20 protein-coding genes and 2 riboswitches are annotated in these 18,579 nt (G+C 40.5%); of the genes, 13 read left to right on the top strand and 7 right to left on the bottom strand.

Going from position 1 to position 18,579, the window contains the following annotated elements; all coding sequences use genetic code 11:
• Positions 1–88 precede the first annotated feature (88 nt).
• Complete coding sequence (locus ACLGGR_RS03050; protein WP_024424643.1) at positions 89–517, top strand: organic hydroperoxide resistance protein; 429 nt, start codon at positions 89–91, stop codon at positions 515–517.
• A gap of 32 nt (positions 518–549) precedes the next feature.
• Here the strand turns inward: ACLGGR_RS03050 and ACLGGR_RS03045 are convergent, their stop codons facing one another.
• Positions 550–996 carry a MarR family winged helix-turn-helix transcriptional regulator gene (locus ACLGGR_RS03045; protein ID WP_142944610.1) on the bottom strand — a complete coding sequence of 149 codons (447 nt, stop codon included), beginning with the start codon at positions 994–996 and terminating at the stop codon, positions 550–552.
• A 161-nt stretch (positions 997–1,157) separates the two neighbouring features.
• Here ACLGGR_RS03045 and ohrB point away from each other — a divergent pair, with 161 nt between their 5' ends.
• On the top strand, positions 1,158–1,574 hold the full coding sequence (gene ohrB, locus ACLGGR_RS03040) for an organic hydroperoxide resistance protein OhrB (RefSeq protein ID WP_142944611.1): 417 nt from the start codon (positions 1,158–1,160) through the stop codon (positions 1,572–1,574).
• A 36-nt stretch (positions 1,575–1,610) separates the two neighbouring features.
• Here ohrB and guaD read toward each other — a convergent pair whose 3' ends face one another.
• The 3 genes from guaD to ACLGGR_RS03025 form a co-directional block, all read right to left on the bottom strand.
• Positions 1,611–2,081: a guanine deaminase gene (gene guaD / locus ACLGGR_RS03035; protein WP_251215581.1), complete on the bottom strand. Its 471-nt coding sequence runs from the start codon at positions 2,079–2,081 to the stop codon at positions 1,611–1,613.
• 139 nt (positions 2,082–2,220) lie between these two features.
• Positions 2,221–4,509 carry a 5-methyltetrahydropteroyltriglutamate--homocysteine S-methyltransferase gene (gene metE / locus ACLGGR_RS03030; protein ID WP_142944613.1) on the bottom strand — a complete coding sequence of 763 codons (2,289 nt, stop codon included), beginning with the start codon at positions 4,507–4,509 and terminating at the stop codon, positions 2,221–2,223.
• A gap of 150 nt (positions 4,510–4,659) precedes the next feature.
• Positions 4,660–4,851, bottom strand: a riboswitch (cobalamin riboswitch).
• A gap of 112 nt (positions 4,852–4,963) precedes the next feature.
• Positions 4,964–5,923, bottom strand: a complete 960-nt coding sequence (locus ACLGGR_RS03025) for a S8 family peptidase (protein WP_024424648.1) — start codon at positions 5,921–5,923, stop codon at positions 4,964–4,966.
• A 442-nt stretch (positions 5,924–6,365) separates the two neighbouring features.
• Here ACLGGR_RS03025 and ACLGGR_RS03020 point away from each other — a divergent pair, with 442 nt between their 5' ends.
• The 7 genes from ACLGGR_RS03020 (at position 6,366) to ACLGGR_RS02990 (ending at position 12,542) form a co-directional block, all read left to right on the top strand.
• Entirely contained in the window at positions 6,366–7,052 is a 687-nt protein-coding gene (locus ACLGGR_RS03020) for a response regulator transcription factor (RefSeq protein ID WP_410972463.1), read from the top strand.
• 3 nt (positions 7,053–7,055) lie between these two features.
• Positions 7,056–8,405 carry an ATP-binding protein gene (locus tag ACLGGR_RS03015; protein WP_410972462.1) on the top strand — a complete coding sequence of 450 codons (1,350 nt, stop codon included), beginning with the start codon at positions 7,056–7,058 and terminating at the stop codon, positions 8,403–8,405.
• Positions 8,406–8,471: 66 nt separating this feature from the next.
• Positions 8,472–9,161: a PepSY domain-containing protein gene (locus ACLGGR_RS03010; protein ID WP_048238678.1), complete on the top strand. Its 690-nt coding sequence runs from the start codon at positions 8,472–8,474 to the stop codon at positions 9,159–9,161.
• 93 nt (positions 9,162–9,254) lie between these two features.
• A complete protein-coding gene (locus ACLGGR_RS03005; RefSeq protein ID WP_122631240.1) occupies positions 9,255–9,773 on the top strand; it encodes a PepSY domain-containing protein in 519 nt (172 codons plus the stop codon).
• Between the two features lie 76 nt (positions 9,774–9,849).
• A complete protein-coding gene (locus ACLGGR_RS03000) occupies positions 9,850–9,990 on the top strand; it encodes a hypothetical protein (RefSeq protein WP_003212346.1) in 141 nt (46 codons plus the stop codon).
• A gap of 131 nt (positions 9,991–10,121) precedes the next feature.
• A riboswitch (M-box (ykoK) riboswitch) is annotated at positions 10,122–10,286 on the top strand.
• 208 nt (positions 10,287–10,494) lie between these two features.
• Positions 10,495–11,853 carry a magnesium transporter gene (gene mgtE, locus ACLGGR_RS02995; protein ID WP_142944617.1) on the top strand — a complete coding sequence of 453 codons (1,359 nt, stop codon included), beginning with the start codon at positions 10,495–10,497 and terminating at the stop codon, positions 11,851–11,853.
• A 290-nt stretch (positions 11,854–12,143) separates the two neighbouring features.
• On the top strand, positions 12,144–12,542 hold the full coding sequence (locus ACLGGR_RS02990) for a hypothetical protein (RefSeq protein ID WP_251215574.1): 399 nt from the start codon (positions 12,144–12,146) through the stop codon (positions 12,540–12,542).
• A gap of 106 nt (positions 12,543–12,648) precedes the next feature.
• Here the strand turns inward: ACLGGR_RS02990 and ACLGGR_RS02985 are convergent, their stop codons facing one another.
• Positions 12,649–13,512, bottom strand: coding sequence for a LysR family transcriptional regulator (locus ACLGGR_RS02985; RefSeq protein WP_410972461.1), 864 nt, complete (start codon positions 13,510–13,512; stop codon positions 12,649–12,651).
• A gap of 182 nt (positions 13,513–13,694) precedes the next feature.
• On the opposite strand from ACLGGR_RS02985, the gene ACLGGR_RS02980 reads away from it, so the two are divergent.
• The gene (locus tag ACLGGR_RS02980) at positions 13,695–14,066 is read left to right on the top strand and encodes a cupin domain-containing protein (protein WP_142944620.1); all 372 of its coding nucleotides are present in this window, start codon (positions 13,695–13,697) and stop codon (positions 14,064–14,066) included.
• A gap of 126 nt (positions 14,067–14,192) precedes the next feature.
• Here the strand turns inward: ACLGGR_RS02980 and ACLGGR_RS02975 are convergent, their stop codons facing one another.
• Positions 14,193–14,522, bottom strand: a complete 330-nt coding sequence (locus ACLGGR_RS02975) for a MerR family transcriptional regulator (protein WP_024424656.1) — start codon at positions 14,520–14,522, stop codon at positions 14,193–14,195.
• Between the two features lie 192 nt (positions 14,523–14,714).
• On the opposite strand from ACLGGR_RS02975, the gene ACLGGR_RS02970 reads away from it, so the two are divergent.
• The 3 genes from ACLGGR_RS02970 (at position 14,715) to ACLGGR_RS02960 (ending at position 15,894) form a co-directional block, all read left to right on the top strand.
• Positions 14,715–14,870: a hypothetical protein gene (locus ACLGGR_RS02970; protein WP_185847124.1), complete on the top strand. Its 156-nt coding sequence runs from the start codon at positions 14,715–14,717 to the stop codon at positions 14,868–14,870.
• 37 nt (positions 14,871–14,907) lie between these two features.
• Positions 14,908–15,072 carry a hypothetical protein gene (locus tag ACLGGR_RS02965; protein ID WP_041106000.1) on the top strand — a complete coding sequence of 55 codons (165 nt, stop codon included), beginning with the start codon at positions 14,908–14,910 and terminating at the stop codon, positions 15,070–15,072.
• Positions 15,073–15,429: 357 nt separating this feature from the next.
• On the top strand, positions 15,430–15,894 hold the full coding sequence (locus tag ACLGGR_RS02960) for a MarR family winged helix-turn-helix transcriptional regulator (RefSeq protein WP_095408317.1): 465 nt from the start codon (positions 15,430–15,432) through the stop codon (positions 15,892–15,894).
• A 30-nt stretch (positions 15,895–15,924) separates the two neighbouring features.
• Here ACLGGR_RS02960 and ACLGGR_RS02955 read toward each other — a convergent pair whose 3' ends face one another.
• Positions 15,925–18,345, bottom strand: a complete 2,421-nt coding sequence (locus tag ACLGGR_RS02955) for a bifunctional diguanylate cyclase/phosphodiesterase (protein ID WP_410972460.1) — start codon at positions 18,343–18,345, stop codon at positions 15,925–15,927.
• Between the last annotated feature and the right edge of the window lie 234 nt (positions 18,346–18,579).

Below are 18,579 nucleotides of genomic sequence, written 5' to 3'. Positions count from 1 at the left end.
AAAGAGTCTTTATTGATTGACTCTACAATTTAAATTGTGTACAATTAAATTGTAGAAAATATTATTGGAGAGAAAGAGGGTTATATTCATGTCAGACGTTTTATTTACAGCAACGGTATCAGCTGTCGGAGGAAGAGAAGGAAAGGTTGTTTCAACAGATGGTGTACTTGAGCATGATGTAGCAATGCCTGGAACACCAAGAGCAAAAAAACTTGAAAAAGCAACAAATCCAGAGCAATTATTCGCAGCAGGCTACTCTGCATGTTTTGATTCAGCCCTTCAAATGGTAGCGAGACAAGAGCGTATTCGTTTTGAAAGTGAAGTTACAGCACATGTCAGCTTATTAAAAGACAGTTCAGATGGCGGCTTCAAACTAGGCGTTCAATTAGAAGTAAAGGGAACTGGAATTGAGCAGTCAGCATTAGAAGAACTTGTTCATAAAGCACACGGCGTTTGCCCATATTCAAAAGCAACTCAAGGAAATATTGAAGTAGAACTAGTAGCTGTCGCACAATAATAGACATCATAAAAGGCTGAGGGAATGTTCCCTCAGCCTTTTGGTTGTGTTAAATTTTGCAAAAGCTCATGTAAAGAGGCACGCAGTGTTTTTAGCTCTTCTTCCGATCTGCCTGTCCCAGTCAGCATGTGAGACGGAATCGCAGTAGCCTTCTCTTTTAGCTGTTCTCCGTAATCCGTTAAACGAATTTGCACAGACCGCTCATCCTCTTTCGAACGTTCGCGGATAATGAGTCCGTTTTGCTCCATTCGCTTCAGCATGGGTGTGAGTGTACCGGAGTCTAAATAAAGAAGCTCTCCCATCGTTTTCACATTTAATGTTCCATGCTCCCACAATAAAAGCAGTGCCAAATATTGCGGATACGTAATGTTTAATTCTTCTAATAACGGTTTATACTGCTTCGTCATCTCTCGTGAACTTGCATATAACAAGAAACAAAGCTGATTTTCCAGCTTCATATGTTCAAATTCATTTGTCATGTCAGTCACCAACTATTTTTTGTCATACTTATCATTGTATAAGATTTTCTTCCTTTTTAAAATAAATACAGACGAAAAATGAAAAATTCTTCAATGTGCGATAAATGTTTGAGAAATGAATAGAACGTGAAAAGGATGAATAGATGAAGGAGGAGATGAAGATGAAACCATTATTCACAGCAAAAGTAAAGGCGCAGCATGGAAGAGCTGGACATGTTCGTTCAGAAGATGGTGTGCTCGATCATAACATTGTCATGCCTAACGCAAAGAAAGATGGAGAGACTGGCACAAACCCAGAGCAATTATTTGCAGCAGGCTATGCAGCTTGTTTCGGAGGAGCACTTGAGCAGGTAGCGAAGAAGCAAGGGGTAGAAATAGAATCGGACATAGAAGGACATGTCAGTCTTTTAAAAGATGAAAGCGACGGCGGCTTTAAGCTTGGCGTAAAGCTAATTGTGTCTGCGAAAGGTCATGATCATGAGAAAGTGAAAGAGCTTGTCCATGCTGCACATGAATTCTGTCCATATTCAAAAGCAACAAGAGGGAACATTGAAGTAGAGCTTGAAGTGGCGGAGTAATAGTAGAAGACACCTGCTTACGAGCAGGTGTCTTTTTTAATATTCTTTCTTTTTATCATATGCTTCCCAGGCTTCAAATGGCGCAAGGGTTTTTTGAGGTGTCAGCTTGTAAAATGGTATATTTCTTGATTCGTACTCTTTATTGATTTCTTCATAAATAAACGAGTCATCAAAACCAGAATCCGCTGCATCCTGATGGCCAGCGGCAAAATACACCGCTTTCGGTCTAGCCCAGTAAATAGCACCAAGGCACATCGGACAAGGCTCACAGCTTGTGTATAGAGTGCAATCTTCTAATTGGTATGTATTCAGCGTCTGGCACGCCTTTCGAATGGCTGTAACTTCAGCATGTGCGGTTGGATCATTTGTTGTTGTCACATTGTTGCTTCCCTCGGCAATAATCTGACCATCCTTGACAATAACTGCTCCAAAAGGGCCGCCAGTACCACTATTGACTCCTTCTACTGCAAGATCAATTGCGCGTTGTAAAAAATCTTCGTGATTCATTGTCTTCCTCCCTTTGTTCGACTGACTTCTCTAGTATAAACGAATCATGCTAGAAAAGAAATCATCATAGTAGAAGATCGAACAGGACAATTTGCGCATAAAAAACCCCTGCCATGTTCAGCAGGGGAGAGACATTCAGTTATGCGTGCTGCGCCAGCTTTTTACGAGCGACTTCAGCAGCGGTGACCATGTTTTTCAAAGCAGCAATGGTTTCAGGCTCTTGTCTAGTTTTTAGACCACAATCCGGATTCACCCAGAAGCGATCTGTCGGACAAACGTTCAGCGCATCATCAATGATTTCGCTCATTTCTTCAACAGATGGAACGCGCGGGCTATGGATGTCATAAACGCCTAGTCCAAGTCCTTTCAAATACGGATGCTTTTCTAAGTAATCGAGGAATCCGCCATGACTGCGTGAATGTTCAATTGTAATCACGTCAGCATCCAAGTCTTCAATCGTATCGACAATATCCTCGAAGTTACTGTAGCACATATGTGTATGAATTTGTGTGTCATTTTGAACGGATGATGTGGATAAACGGAATGACTCTGCTGCCCAGTTTAAATATTCTGCCCAATCACTTTCTTTGAGCGGAAGACCTTCCCTTAGCGCAGGCTCATCCACTTGGATGACTTGAATACCTGCTGCCTCTAACGCTTCTACCTCTTTACGCAAAGCGAAAGCGATTTGGAATGCAATGTCTTTACGAGAGATATCCGTTCTTGGGAATGACCAGTTTAAGATGGTGACAGGTCCTGTCAGCATTCCCTTGACTTTTTTCTCTGTTAAGCTTTGTGCGTAAACCGTCTCTTTCACTGTCATTGGCTCTGTAAACTCTACATCTCCATAAATGATTGGCGGCTTCACGCAGCGTGATCCATAAGATTGCACCCAAGCAAATTTCGTAAAGGCAAATCCGGCTAGCTTTTCACCGAAGTATTCAACCATGTCCGTACGTTCAAATTCTCCATGTACGAGCACATCCAGGCCAATTTCTTCTTGAATATCAATCCATCGTTTTGTTTCTTTCTTAATAAATTCATCATACTCTGCATCTGTCCACTCATTTTTGCGCCACTTTTGACGAGCACTGCGCACTTCGGCAGACTGCGGGAAGCTGCCAATCGTTGTTGTTGGAAGAAGCGGAAGCTCAAGAGATTCGTTTTGGATACGCAGGCGTTCTTCAAAGGCTACTGGGCGTTTAAAATCCTTTGATGAAAGGTTGTTGCGTTCTGCTGTTAGATCCGCATTTGTTCCTTTTGCGAACTCTTTTAAAGTAAGAAGTGCTTGTGCTGCTTCGTTAATGTCGGCATCAATGGCAGCTGCTCCTTTTGTTAAGCCTTCTTTTAGCAGTGTCAATTCAGCCAGTTTTTCAGTGGCATAAGACAGTCCGTTTAATAGTTTTTCTTCAAGCTGTTCGCTTGGGTGTTTGGCAACTGGCACATGCAGTAAGCTGCTTGATGGCTGCAGCCATACTTCTTTCGGTTGAACGTCAGCGATGACTTCAGAAATAAAGGATAATCTTTCGCCAAGATCTGATCTCCAAATATTTCTTCCATCAATGACGCCTGCTGCTAAAATTTTATCTTTCGGGAAGCCGTGCTTTTTCACTTGATCAAGGTTGCGACCTTGATCATGGACAAAATCAAGACCGATCGCTTCAACAGGATATGTGACAAGCTCTTCATACGCATCTACTGAATCAAAGTATGTTTGAAGAAGAATGTTCAAGCCAGGTACGGCTTCTTTGATCGTTTGATAGATTTCTTTTACGGCTTTTACGTCTTCACTTGAAGCTGTGACAAGTGCAGGTTCATCAATTTGAACCCATTTGACGCCGGCTTCTTCAAGTTCTTTTAAAAGCTGAATATAAAGCGGCACTAGACGCTGCTGGATTTCTTTCACTTCATTTGCTTCATAACCTTTAGAAAGTGAGACAAATGTATAAAGACCAAGTACAACAGGTTTTGTTTCAACACCAAACGCCTTTTTCACTTTTTCGTAAGCTTCAAGCGGTTTGTTGTGTGTGAGTTTAAATTCTGTGCTTTTTTCGTATTCTGGAACGATGTAGTGATAGTTTGTATTAAACCATTTTGTCATTTCACTTGAGACGGCATCTTTTGTTCCTCTTGCCATCGCGAAGTATGTATCTAGCGGGTCTTTTAAGCTGCGGAAGCGCTCTGGAATCCAATTGAACATAACAGCAGTATCCAGCACATGATCATAGAAGGTGAAGTCTCCAGAAGGAACAACATCAATTTGCTGATCGATTTGTGTTTTAATGGCAGTTAAAAATTGTTCATCCAGTGTGCTTAAGAGGGTTTCGCGGTCTGTTTGACCTTTCCAGTAAGACTCAAGTGCTTTTTTCCATTCTCTGTTTAAACCAATTCGCGGAAAGCCTAGATTACTTGTTTTAACAATTGTCAATTCCAATTCCTCCTCTAAATATAAAAAGACATTTACGCTCATGATCAAGATTGATGAGGGCAAATGTCTGGTTTAAAAGACAAAATGTGTGTGCGAAATAAGGCGTGAGTATCACTAACGCTTTTCCGACATCTCCTATCAACCGTAGGGGTTTGATGTGATAGAGCGGCTGGTATCCTGGCTGGTGAATCTGCAAGCTTTTCATCCTTCCCATCCTGATGACAGTGGATTCATGAGAAAAGCTCTCCTCACTCACAGTGGCGGGACCGCGCCGGATTTTCACCGGTCTTCCCAATTAAAATTCGACGTGTGATCGAATTACCGACTCTCAAACTATGAATTTATTGTGTTCGATTATATAACGTTCACTTCATTTCGTCAAAGTAAATTTTGAATAATTTTAATTAAAAAAATCCTGAGAAAATTCTATCTTTTCTCAGGACCTCTATTTAAGCTATAGAGATAAAAGATCTGCTTCCAATGTTTTTTCTAAAAGAACATCAGGCGCAGTTAAATATAAAAATCCATTCCCTACAAGGGCTTTCGACTGCTTTAATGGTAAGGTTCTTCTGACAAGCTGAGCATAGACCTCAGGCTCTGTCAGTTTGCGCTGGAACGCTTCTTCTTCAGCATTTTTGATAATGGCTAGTGCTCCGCTTACGTGAGGGGCAGCCATTGAAGTCCCTGTGAGTCTTCCATATTTATGGTTAGGGAGAGTGGATAAAATGTCTTCTCCTGGAGCAACGAGGTCGATTTCTTTATTGGCATTAGAAAATTCAGAGGATTCTCTTGCAAGGGAAACAGACCCGACGGCAATGACTTCATTGTATGCTGCTGGGTAGGAGAACTCTTCCGTACGCTCGTCCCCGTCCCCTTCATTTCCTGCTGCGCACACAACAAGCACACCGCTTTTTACCGCATTTTGAATGGCTTCCTGCAGGGCTGGCTCATTGCTTGGACCACCGAGAGACATGGAGATAATATCAACTTTCTGCTCTGCGGCATAGTTGATGCCGTCAATGATCCATTCATATTTTCCGCTGCCATTTTCACCGCCAAGAACTTTTACAATGAGCAGCTTGGCTTCAGGGGCAACCCCTAAAATTCCGCCATTTTGATCTGTTGCGGCAATCGTTCCTGCAACATGGGTACCATGCCCATTGTAGTCTTTTACATTTTCAGCATCTCCATCGTCATCATCGGTAAAGTTCTTCCCTCCGATAATCTGATCTTTTAAGTCGGGATGCTCTGTGTCACAGCCTGTATCAAGGACAGCAATGGTTATGCCTTTTCCTTTGAAGCCACTTGACCAAAGTTCGGGTGCTTTAATCTCCTGAATACTTTCCGGCGTCTCTTTCGCTTCCATCACATTGGCTTTTACTTCATACGGAATTAAGCGAATTTCACCTTTCATAAGAAAGCCCTCCTTATTTTGTTTTCAAAGTAGATTCAGGCTGCGTAATGTTATTGTATAAAAGAAACTTTTGATCGGAAAGGGTCAATTGTAATAATTTTTCAAATAATCAATCTATTATCGAAAGTGCAGTTCTCCTCACTTATTGACGAAAGAGCTCACCTTTTGAAGAAAACTCTTGATATCATATGAAAAAGAAGGAAATGCTGCATAGTGAGGTTGCACCTGTACAGAAAAAAATGGGTGAATAGAACTAAAAGAGGCAGACTAAAAAATAATGAAATCAAGTAACAAATGAGAAGAAGGCACAAGCCAAATGTTTTTGTTCAAAAATAATTCCCTCCATAAAAAAATAGATGTGAAGATTGTGACTGTTCCAAATGAGAAAGGCAACATATAATAATGGAAAGACAAGCTTGCCTTTCAGATAGGAGAGATAGAGATGAACAAAGGGAAGATACTCGTAGTCGAAGATGAAAAGAAAATCGCAAGGGTGCTGTCACTTGAACTTGAATATGAAGGATATGAGGTGACAGTCAAAGAGACAGGAATGGACGGCCTTCAAGCTCTTGAAGAAGAAAGCTTCGATTTGGTGCTGCTTGACGTCATGCTTCCAGAGTTAAGCGGGCTTGAAGTGCTGAGAAGGGTTCGGAAGACAAACACCGCGACACCTATTATTTTGATTACAGCAAGGGGAAGTGTTCCTGATAAGGTAAGCGGGCTCGATCTTGGGGCGAATGATTATATAACAAAACCTTTTGACATAGAAGAATTATTAGCGCGAATTCGCGCGCAGCTAAGATTGAATATACAGGCACAAGAAGAAAAGGAGACAGAGCTGAGCATAGCAGATTTAACGGTCAACGAGAAAACAAGAGAAATAAAAAGGGCTGGGCAAATGCTTGAACTAACGCCGAGAGAGTATGACCTGCTTGTCCACTTCCTGAACCATCAGCAGCAAGTGCTCACTAGAGATCAGCTTTTAACAGCCGTTTGGGGCTTTGATTATTTCGGTGATACAAACGTGGTAGATGTCTATATCCGTTATTTAAGGAAAAAAATCGATTACCCATTCGAAAAACAGCTGATTCACACAGTGAGAGGTGTGGGTTATGTGATGAAAGGATAAAGAATGAGATTAAAAAATAAGATTCAGCTTTATACGTCGTTGTCTTTGTTTTTAATGGTGCTCTTGTTTCATACAGCCATTTATTTTATTTTTTCGATGACCTTGACGCAAAAAGATATGTCCCGCTTGTCTGAGGTGGCTGAAAATATAGCCATTGCTTTAAAAAAATCAGAAGAAGAGGGTCTTCCATCCTCTGAGCTGCTGAAGGCATACTTGCCTCAAAATGGCATGATCCGTGTTGTGACAGAAACGGGAGAGTCAAAACTGACAGTCACAAAGGAATCAACGTTTAGTTCACTGCCTTTTACATACGAATCGGGCCAGACGGCAGAAATCAAAGAATACAATAAGCATATGATTGCGTTTGCTGCTATTCCGGTCATCTGGACAAATGGTGAGATTATGTCGCTTCAAGTATATGAAGAAATCGAAAATACGGAAGAGAACTTAGCGTTATTAAAAATGATTTTAATCGCTACTGGCGTTTTGATTATTGTGCTTTCCTATTTTGCAGGTCACGTTTTAACAAAACAAATTGTCCGGCCGATTAGCAGAATGACAAGTACCATGAAGGTAAGTATGAAAGAGAAGGCGTTTAAACGAATTGAATTAACAGGCGATTCAAAGGATGAATTATATCAAATGGGACAAACCTTTAATGAAATGTCCGAGATTCTCGAGAAGCATTATGAAAAAGAACAGCAATTTTTGCATGATGCCTCTCATGAATTGAAGACACCGATTACCGTCATTATGAGCTACAGTAATTTATTAAAACGCTGGGGGCAAACACGTCCAGAGGTTGTAGAAGAATCCTCCCAAGCGATTCATGATGAAGCGAAAAAAATGAAAAGGCTGACAGATCAATTACTGACATTGGCGAAAAACGGTCAGCCGTTATACTTGGATATGAAGCCGGTTGATCTTGGTCATTTGTGCAAGCAGCTATGTCATACACTTGAAGTGGCCACGAATCGAACGATTCAAGCCCATGTGCAGACAGATCAGCCGCTGATCGCAGAAGGAGACGAAGAGAAAATCAAACAGCTTTTGACCATCTTAATTGATAATGCGGTCAAATATAGTAGAGAGCCAGTTGATGTGACCTGCGGATGGGCAGGAGACAAGCCATTTATTTCAGTGATTGATCAAGGAATTGGCATAAAAGAAGAGGATTTGCCGAAAATATTTGACCGCTTTTTCCGTGTGGATGAAGCGAGAAACAGTGAGACGGGCGGAACCGGGCTCGGTCTTTCAATTGCGAAGCAAATTGCAGAAGAACATGGGGCCGAGCTGAAGGTAGACAGCCGTATCGACGAAGGGACAGCCATGACCATTCTTTTTCAGAAATAAATGGGTCTTTTCTCATCAATTTCTCATTTCCTCCTTATAAAATAGGAAATAGGAAGGAGGCGCTGCATGTCTAGAAAAACGAAAATGGTGCTTGCGCTCGCAGGATGTTTTGTGATTCTTGCGGCCTTTGCAATGCTCATGATCCAAACCATTGATCAAAAAATATTAAGTGAAGCAGAAATGAAAAAAATGATCTCAAAAGACTACAATGGAAACATTACACATATTGATTTAATCAATCATAAACAGGACTATACATTGACGCTGGAAAATGCAAATGGCATCTATCAAATCATTGCATCTTCTGCAAGCGGTCAAATGAAAGAAATTAGACAGTTAAAAAGCTATCAGAAGCCGAATGAAAAAAATGCTGAGCTCCAGGCAGAAGAGGCGGCTGTTAAAAAGGTGAGCGGAACCGTCATTCAAAAGAAAGAGACGTCAGATCGTTTTATTTTTACTATCCAATCAAAAAAAGAATTATATCAAGTCGATGTCGACAAACAATCATTTAAGGTGCTTGAAGCAGAAAAGAAAAAACCAACCTCTAAAGAAAAGAAGCTCACGAAAATCACCGTCGAGGAAGCCATCCAAATTGCCGTCAAAGAAGTTGGCGGAACAGTGGATGATGCTGATCTTGAAACATTCAGCGGCATGCTCGTATTTGAGGTGGAGCTAGATTTGCCTGACGGCAGAGAGGCAGAGGTGCTTGTGAACGCCTATACAGGAGACATTGAGGGCATTACGTACGAAAACTAATCTTTTTCTCATGATATTCTCATGTTTCTTTCCTTCCTTTATCATCTTGTTTTTTTAAGATATAGAAGAAATCAAACAGAGGAGGAAATGAACATGATGAAAAAAGTACTAGTAGCTACAGCATTAACGGGAACTCTTGTCGCAGGTGGTTTCACACTTCAAGCGCAAAATACAAATCAAACAGCAAACGCCGAGCAAGTGGTGCAAAAGAAATCGTCATTTGTTTCAAAGAAACAAGCTGAAAAAGCAGCCTTAAAAGTGGTGAAAGGCTATGTAGATGATGTGGATCTAGAGCGTAAAAAAGGAAAATGGGTGTATGAGGTCGAGATTAAAAAAGGCGGCTTTGAATATAAAGTATATGTCGATGCAAAAACTGGAAAAGCGCTGAATGATCCAGTCAAAGAAAAGAAACAGAATGTGAAGATCACGAAAAAACAGGCTGAAAAAATGGCTCTTGCAAAAGTAAAAGGCACAGTCACTGATTCTGATTTAGATAAAGAAAATGGTGTGTACATTTACGAGATTGAAATCACAACACCAAGCGGCGAGGAAGTTGATTTTGAGATTTCCGCTAAAACAGGCAAAATCCTGAAGCAAGAATGGGATGATTAAGCCATGACCAAACCTTACACTTTCATGTGTAAGGTTTTTTCATTGGGACAAACTACGGGAAAGGAGGCGAGAGAATATGAAGAAAAAAGAAGAAGAGCAGACAATGGATCATGCGGAATACGTTCCGCACCCTGATGGAGAAGGATATGCTTTGTTTTTGCATGATTCCTTTCATCTCCTCTCCCAAGAGGATATGAATCAGCCGGAAGAGGAATAAAAAGACATGAAAGGGCGATGGCCGAGCTGTCTATCGCTCTTTTTTGAAAAGTAAGCGAATACATAAGGATATTTGGCATCTTGCTTATTGACATCATTCCGCTTTTTCTGTAATCTCAGTGTGTTAACAATATGAGACTTCGTTAGGTGAGGCTCCTGTATGGAGATACGCTGCTGCCCAAAAATGTCCAAAGACGCCAATGGGTCAACAGAAATCATCGACATAAGGTGATTTTTAATGCAGCTGGATTTTATCCTATGCCATACAGTGCTAAAGCTCTACGATTGAAGGAGCAAGTGTTTATTTTGTCATGCTTACAAAGCGCCTTCATTCGGTTGAAGGTGCTTTTTTATGAGAAAAGGAGGTGTGGGGATGGATCATCCCGATTCGAGACACATAGAGAGTATGTCAAAAGATCAGATTGACGCATCAGATAGAGGAGATCCTGACCCCCGCACATTCTAAGGGATTCGGGTATCTCCTGACTTTGGGGAGGTAACAGCGATGATACAGAACATTACGTACGATGAACTCATTTTAAGAATCATTATTTTATTAAGAGATGGCAAACGCAAAGAATTTAAAAACATTATGGAAGAACTTCAGCCATATGATATGGCCTATTTATTTAAAGAGCTTCCAGAAAAACATCGCGGCCGTTTCCTCAGCTTTTTAACAGTCGATGATGTGACGGAAATGATGGGTGAGCTTGAGCGCGAATACCAAGAAATTGTGCTTGAAAAAGTAGGGAAAGACAAGGCCACCTTCGTCACAAACAAAATGGATAACGATGATCTAGCCAACTTGTTTGATGAAATGGATGATGAGCTAAAAGATCAGCTTTTATCAAACATGGAGGCAGAGGAATCAAAGGCCGTCCAGCTTCTCATGAATTATCCTGCTGAGACAGCAGGCCGGATCATGACCAACCGGTACGTATGGATTCCTCAGCATTATACGGTTCAGGACGCAGTTGTAAAGCTGAAAAGCTTTGCTGAAATTGCAGAATCGATCAACTATTTATATGTCATTAATGATCAAAAGCAGCTAGTAGGGGTTCTGTCGTACCGGGATCTCATTTTAGGTGAACCAGATGAAAAAGTGCAGGACCTTATGTTTACAAGAGTCATTGCGGTTGGAGCCTTTCAGGATCAGGAAGAAATCGCAAAGCTGATTGAACGGTATGATTTTCTTGCCATTCCTGTTGTGGAAGAGAACAATGTTCTAGTCGGAATCGTCACAGTCGATGATATCATTGATGTCGTCATTCAAGAGGCAGGAGAAGACTATGAGAAGTTCGCTGCCTCTGGTAAAGATATTACGTTCGACACGCCTGCTTTTGTTGCGGCATACCGCCGTCTCCCATGGCTCATTTTGCTCTTATTCATTGGGCTGATTTCAGGCAGTATTTTAAATTACTTTGAAGATACCCTTCAGCAAGTCGTCGCCTTAGCCTTCTTCATGCCAATGATTGCTGGGATGACAGGGAATACAGGGACACAGTCGCTTGCGGTCGTCATTAGAGGACTTTCAAAAGAAGAATTAACGAAGAAAACCATTGTGCGACTGATTTTTAGAGAGCTCCGAACAAGTATTTACATTGGGATTGTCTGTTCCATCATTATTACAGTCGTCGCAATGGTGTGGCAGGGCAATATGATTTTAGGATTTGTTGTCGGTTCCTCACTTCTTGCCACACTGATTATTGGAACCATGGCAGGTACGGTCGTGCCTATTATTTTACACAGATTAAACGTGGATCCGGCTATTGCATCTGGGCCGCTAATTACAACATTGAATGATATTTTATCACTGCTCATCTATTTTGGAATTGCGACAGCGTTCCTCCATACACTTATGTAGCAAGAAGACTGTAAAACATGACGTTTTACAGTCTCAGCGCGCCGACAAACCCTTGCATTCGTTGTCAGTCCTTGCGTGCCGGTGCTCACGAATGTTCAATTCGCTCCGCTCCGGTACTCGTCCTTCCTAGACTTCAAAGGTTTTCAGATCGCGCTGAAAGGTAGACAAAGGACCATCCTTTGTCCACAATCTAAGACTGTAAAACATGACGTTTTACAGTCTTTTTTTGTATAAAGATTGCATATAGCGCTTCCATCCTTTACATTTTAAGGAGAAGGTGGGAGAGAAACATGAAGAAATTCTTATTCATTTTGATATGTATGCTTTTGATGAGTGCATGTCAAAGGGAGGACGAGGGGAAAGACCGGAGGCTAGTGGCTGCAGAGCATATGCTCGAAGCTATCACTGAAGGAAATAAAAGAAAAATGGAAGACATCTACGTCGAAGGTGCAGTTCCGAGCCCGAATGACATTCTGAAACTGAAAAAAGAATGGGGCATAGACACGCTTTCTTATGAGGATTTTCAATTGGAAGAAGCCAGCATTCATGTGTTCCATGCGAATTATGAAGATGCAAAAACCGGGAAGAAAAAGGCACTTGCCCTGCGGGTGAAAGAAGATCCTGAAAGAGGCGGTGTACGGATAGACTTTGTAGGGGTCGTTGAAGGATCTGAGGCATCCTCTAAATAAAAGTCAAGGTATATTTAAAAGGATAGAAGAGCTGACAGAAATTAGCTCTATCTATCCTCTTTTTTATCACAAATCACCTTATTTACAAAAAAATATCTGTTGCCGATCATATATTCGTTATACCCATTAACTCCATAAAGTGTGAGAGGGCACTGGTCATGTAAGAATCGCGGCGCCTTATAAACACAGTGGGCACGATTCTATGTGGCTCTGGTAATGGATGACAGGTAAAGCCGCCCTGCATCCGAGATTCAACCATAGATTTTGGTAATACGGTAACTCCCAGCCCGTTTTCAACGCATTTAAGCACGCCCTCTAAAGTACCATATTCCATTACCTTCATAGGAGGATAGCCATTGCTCTCTAGCCATTGCTGCCAACGGCCCAAATAGATGCAATGCGCGAATGATGAGAGCAATGGTTCATGTAAAATTGATTCTACCTGGAATTGCTCTGTGGAATAGCTTGTAATCAGGACCAGAGATTCGTCCAATACAGGATACTCAATAATTTCCGGATGAAGAATGGGCCCATCTACCAATGCGCCGTCTACCTTGTAGTTGAGAATAGCACTGACCTGATCTACTGTAGGTGCCATATACATACTCAAATCTACTTGTGGAAAATTCTGATGATATTCAGAAAAAATTTTTGGCAATCTTGTAGAAGCGGTTGACTCTATAGAACCAATGTGTAAAGTTCCCCGCGGAGTAGAGGAAAGCTTTACTGCCTCTATCGCTTCTTCGAAATCGTAGAGTAATTTGTTTACATAAGGCAATAGTTCGCGTCCTGCTGGTGTTAAAGATATCTTCTTATGATATCGATAGAGAAGGGGAACACCTAATTCTTGTTCAAGACGTTGGATTCGTGCAGTAACATTGGACTGCACATAATTTAATTTCTGTGCAGCTTTTGTGATGCTTTGTTCAATTGCAACCGCTTTAAACACTTCCAAAGATTTAATATCCAAGATAACTCTCCTTTTGCATCACAAATTGTGATTAACTATACATTATTTTTTGATTTTACGTGATCCAATGGAATAAGTAAACTTAATGATATAAGAGTTGATGCTAAGGAGGATGGTGAGGTAGGGAATTTTATCTAGGAAAAGATAAACAAGACGTTACCAATGAATGAGGAGGGAATCTATTGATTTCAAAGACGAATGTCCAAGAGAAATTTTTGCAAATAAATGATTATTGGAATCCTAGAATAAGCGGAGAATTGAACGATTCATACATTAAAATGGTAAAAATTAAAGGTGAATTCATTTGGCATCACCATGATGACGAGGATGAAATGTTTTTTGTATGTAAAGGGAAGCTGGTCATCCGCTTCAGGGATAGTGAAATAACTCTTAATGAAGGAGAGTTTATTGTGATTCCTAAAGGAATTGAACATCAGCCAATTGCTGAAGAAGAAGTTCATCTGCTATTAATAGAACCCAAAACGACTCTAAACACGGGGAATGTGATCAATGAACGAACCGTTTCGATTCCTGAACGAATTGATGAACACTAAATCGTTGCACTTAACAGGTGCGTTAGTGAAAAAAGAGGCAGCAATTGCTGTCTCTTTTTCATTAAGCAATTGCAACAATCAATATGAACAAAGCTTTTTTTAAAGAGTAAGTGATTCGTTATTTGTTTATCGATTTTTATACCGAAAGTGTGCGTTAATCTGGCCTTCCAGCATTTTTTTCTTAAATTGTCCGCTTTTTAGCGCTTGTTCTTTTTTCTTCATGTCTTTTAAAATTTCAGCTGTCTGCACACCGTCTTCCCGTTTGTTGGCGATGTCCATTAAACGTTCAACATCTGCAAAAGAATATTTCCGTGTGCCTCTTGTTGAGCGCTGGGGGTAGATGAGTTTACGTTCCTCATAATATCGGATTTGCCTGACGGAAAGTCCTGTTAATTCACTGACAATCCCGATTGAAATGACTTTTTTATCTTTATAAGATACATCTTCCTGCGTCATACACTCACCCCTGCAAGTCTTTTCTTCATATTATATAGAACGAGAAGTAAAAAAACCTATCGTTTGTTAGAAAATATAACACAAAAACGGAAAAAATGAAAAAATCATGGGAGGAAAGATGACAGGAAGTGTGCAACATATCTTACGACGGCATATAATCATGGTGAGTTGACATAGGAGGAGGAGCATATGATGGAGCAAGCACAGATCATACGTATGGCAAAAGAAATCATCGCATTAGATGTGAAGAGGGATGAATTGCTTGAGCAATTCATGCAGGCTGCAGGACAGAATGCACATGCGCTTCTAAGAGCCATACAAAATGATTTGTATAAGAGGTCTTCATAAGCACCGATCCAAATCACTTGATAGGAGGGGATAATCGATGCGGCGTATATTAAAAGAAGCTTTAGCAAAAGAAAGACATTATTATACAAAGCAGCTATGTTCATTGGGGGTTTATAGCCCTGATGCGGCCAAGAACATGACAATTAGTGACTTAAAAAAAGAGTATCATTTCTTTTTCAACAAAACAGAGCGCTATCTGTAAAAATCCCTTGGAATGTGCGTATGTCACATAAAGGGTTCTTTTTTTGTGTTTAATATTATAGCAATATTGAATTTTGTAGAAATTTGACGAATGAAGTGCAAGAAACCATAGATTCTTTACAGATTATGTTAAAGTGTGTCACATCTTGATGGTTTGCTGAAAAAGCTTTTTTTCGAGATGATTGTGAAAAATAAGAAGGATTTTAAAAGTTTATATCGAAAACTTATACATAACACGAATGGAGTCACTTATGTGGTTGAAAGGGTTTTCAAAAACGTACTTCTATTTTTTACGAAAGGCTCCAACTGCACCGCAAGACAGCCTTGAAGTTAAAAAAATATTATAAGAGGTAGATATGTGATGAGACTATCGTTTAATGAAGAAGAAGTAGAACGCTCAATGACGCTTTACAAGGTTTTTGCAAGAGCATTTAAAAGCGTTTCAGAACACAGTATTAGAGACAGCAAAGAGCATGGGTTTAATCCAACTGAATTTGCCGTTCTTGAATTACTGTACACAAGAGGTGCTCAAAAGCTTCAGCAAATCGGCTCAAGACTCCTGCTTGTCAGCGGGAATGTGACGTACGTAATTGACAAATTAGAACGAAATGGTTTCATTGAAAGAGAACAGGACCCCAAGGATAAACGGTCGGTTTATGCCCATTTAACGGATAAAGGGCGAAGTTATCTTGACAAGATTTATCCGATCCACTCGCTTCGGATCGCGCGTGCATTCTCTGGTCTGACGCGTGAAGAACAAGAACAATTGATTAGTCTATTGAAAAAAGCAGGTATTCACAGTCAGCATTTATTATTTAGATAAAACGAAAAGGTGCCGTAATTGGCACCTTTTTTATGTGTCCAGCTGCGCCGGATAGGCAATGAATTTTTCAATATCGCTTGCTGGCAGCGGCTTGGCATAATAAAACCCTTGCAGGTCGTCACATCCCTGGGCAGATAATAGCTGGGCCTGTGCAAATGTTTCAACACCTTCTGCTATGACTTCGAGAGATAATTGGTGTCCCATCGCTATAATAGCTCCTGTAATCTGTTCAGACTTTGAATCACTTAAAATATCCTCAATAAAGGATTTATCAATTTTTAGTCGATGGATAGGTAAATCCTTTAAATAGCTTAAGGAGCTGTGTCCTGTGCCGAAATCATCAATACTAATGCGGACACCAAGCTGTTTCAGCGAGGTTAACACTTGTTTTGATTGTTTGATATTGTCCATTGTCATACTTTCGGTGACTTCAAGCTCCAAGAGTGACGGTTTCAGATCGTATTTTTTCAGTGTCAGCTTGATCAAATCAATTAAGTCTTCAGAATTGAATTGTTTCGCAGATAAATTGACAGCCACAGGGATCTTTAGCCCATCGTCATACCACATTTTTGCCTGCCTGCCAGCTGTATCAATGACCCATCTGCCAATATCGATGATCAGTCCTGATTCCTCTGCCAGCTCAATAAAAGCTTCAGGTGACTTTAAGGAACCATCTGGTGCCTTCATTCTTAAAAGGGCTTCAACCCCAGTCATTTTTCTTGTTTTGGCACTGACTTGCGGCTGGTAGTGAAGGACAAATTGTTCTCTTTGAATGGCATCCCTCAGCTCCAGCTCCCGGTTTAACCTGTCCTCACTCAATCTTTCCATGGATTCGGTAAAGAACTCATATCGGCTTTGCTTATGTTTTTTGGATAAATACATGGCCATATCGGCTTTTCTCATCAGCTCCATCCCATTTTTGCCATTTTGCGGAGAGATGGCGATCCCAATGCTGATTGATGTAATGAGCTGATGGTTCTGGATGAAAAAAGGACGTTCAAATTGATGGATGATATTTTTAGAAAATTGTTCGATTTTCTGTGTATCATGATCCATGTGAGGAAAGATCATTAAAAATTCATCACCGCCAAGTCTTGCGATAAAGCCATTGTCCGGTAAACATTTCGTCAGTCTGTTTGCGGCAGCTTTCAGCAGTAAGTCTCCTATGTTATGACCAAGTGCATCATTAATAATTTTAAAACGATTTAAGTCCAGAAACAGAACCGCTGTTGATGTTTTTGCCTTTTCTTGAGCGGAGAGAACATCATTTAAATGATTGATGCCGTGGCGGCGGTTAGGAAGCTCTGTTAATGCATCATAATGTGCCATCACATGAATTTCTTTTTCTGCAATCCGCTGCTGCGTTAAATCTTTTAAAATAAGATAAATGCTGTCAAGTGAATCGTTCACATGAACGGGTATGTAAGTGACATGATAATAATAAAAACGATCTGCTGCTTTCAGTTCTGCTTCGCGTGTGATGGCTTTTTTTGACTGAGAAATAAATTCTTCCCACAACTCAGTAGGCATCACATATTGGCTGACATCATCACCAATCTTAGAATTGCACAAATCTAAGATTTGTTTACCAGAGTCATTTGCAGAAAGAACCTTTCGATCGACAGATAACACGATAATGCCGTCTATATTATGTTTGATAAGCGATTGAAACCGCTGTTCATTTTCTTTCAGCTGATCTGACTGCGTCATGATCCGGTGATCAATATAGGCACCAAAGATCATCAGCGTTTGGACAATAAGTGTCATCAATCCGATGAAAATCGACAGACTGAATGGCGACATTTCAAAAAAACCACCTGCAACGGCCTGTCCATTTGAATGATAAAACATGGTAGAGGCAGCCATACCAGTATAATGCATGCCTGCTATAGCACCGCCCATCAACATTGACCCAAGGCTCTTTAAAAGATAATTCTTCCGTTTACTTTTCATGTGCTCAACACGAAAGAAGAGCTTCAATGAAAAGTAGGAGGCAATGGCAGCAATGAAAAATGAAAGAAAAAAGAGGACTGGATCATAGCTGATTGAGACATTGGCCATTGATTCCATTCCAAGATAATGCATGCTGCAAATAGCTGTACCCATGGTGATTGAACTAATGAGCAGCCGTCTTCTAGAGACCTGCTTTTGAATGCATATTGAAAAAGCAATCAAGGATCCGATAAATGAGACCAAAATAGATAAAATCAGTAAGGGAGTATCATATGTGATGCCAACACGCATTTGAAATGCCATCATGCCAATAAAATACATCGACCATATCCCCATTCCCATGATCATTGCACCAATGAGCAGCCATACCTTTTTCTTTGCACCGCTTGACTGTGCTACCCTGCTGGCTATATGAAGAGCTGAGTAGGAGGCGACAGCGGCGACAGCGATTGATAGAAAGACAAGCCATCCATTGTAGCTTCCTGTTAAATGGGTCATGTAAGAAAACCTCCTGTATCTTAAAACAGACATATACTTAATATATCGGATCGAATCGCTTCTGTGTTCACCTTTCCTTCACTTAAATACAACAATCAGCGTTTTTTTCATTCTTCATTTATAGTAAAATCAAATTTAATGTAAAAAAACGACGAAAAGTGAATCGTTTCTTCGGTTTTATTCGTTTAATATATGGTGTGATTCTTAAAAGAGATAGAATCAGTCAAATGATTA

It is taken from the genome of Bacillus sp. BD48 (assembly GCF_046566805.1).
Taxonomy (GTDB): domain Bacteria; phylum Bacillota; class Bacilli; order Bacillales; family Bacillaceae; genus Bacillus; species Bacillus safensis.
This window is presented reverse-complemented; position numbering and strand designations above follow the sequence as displayed.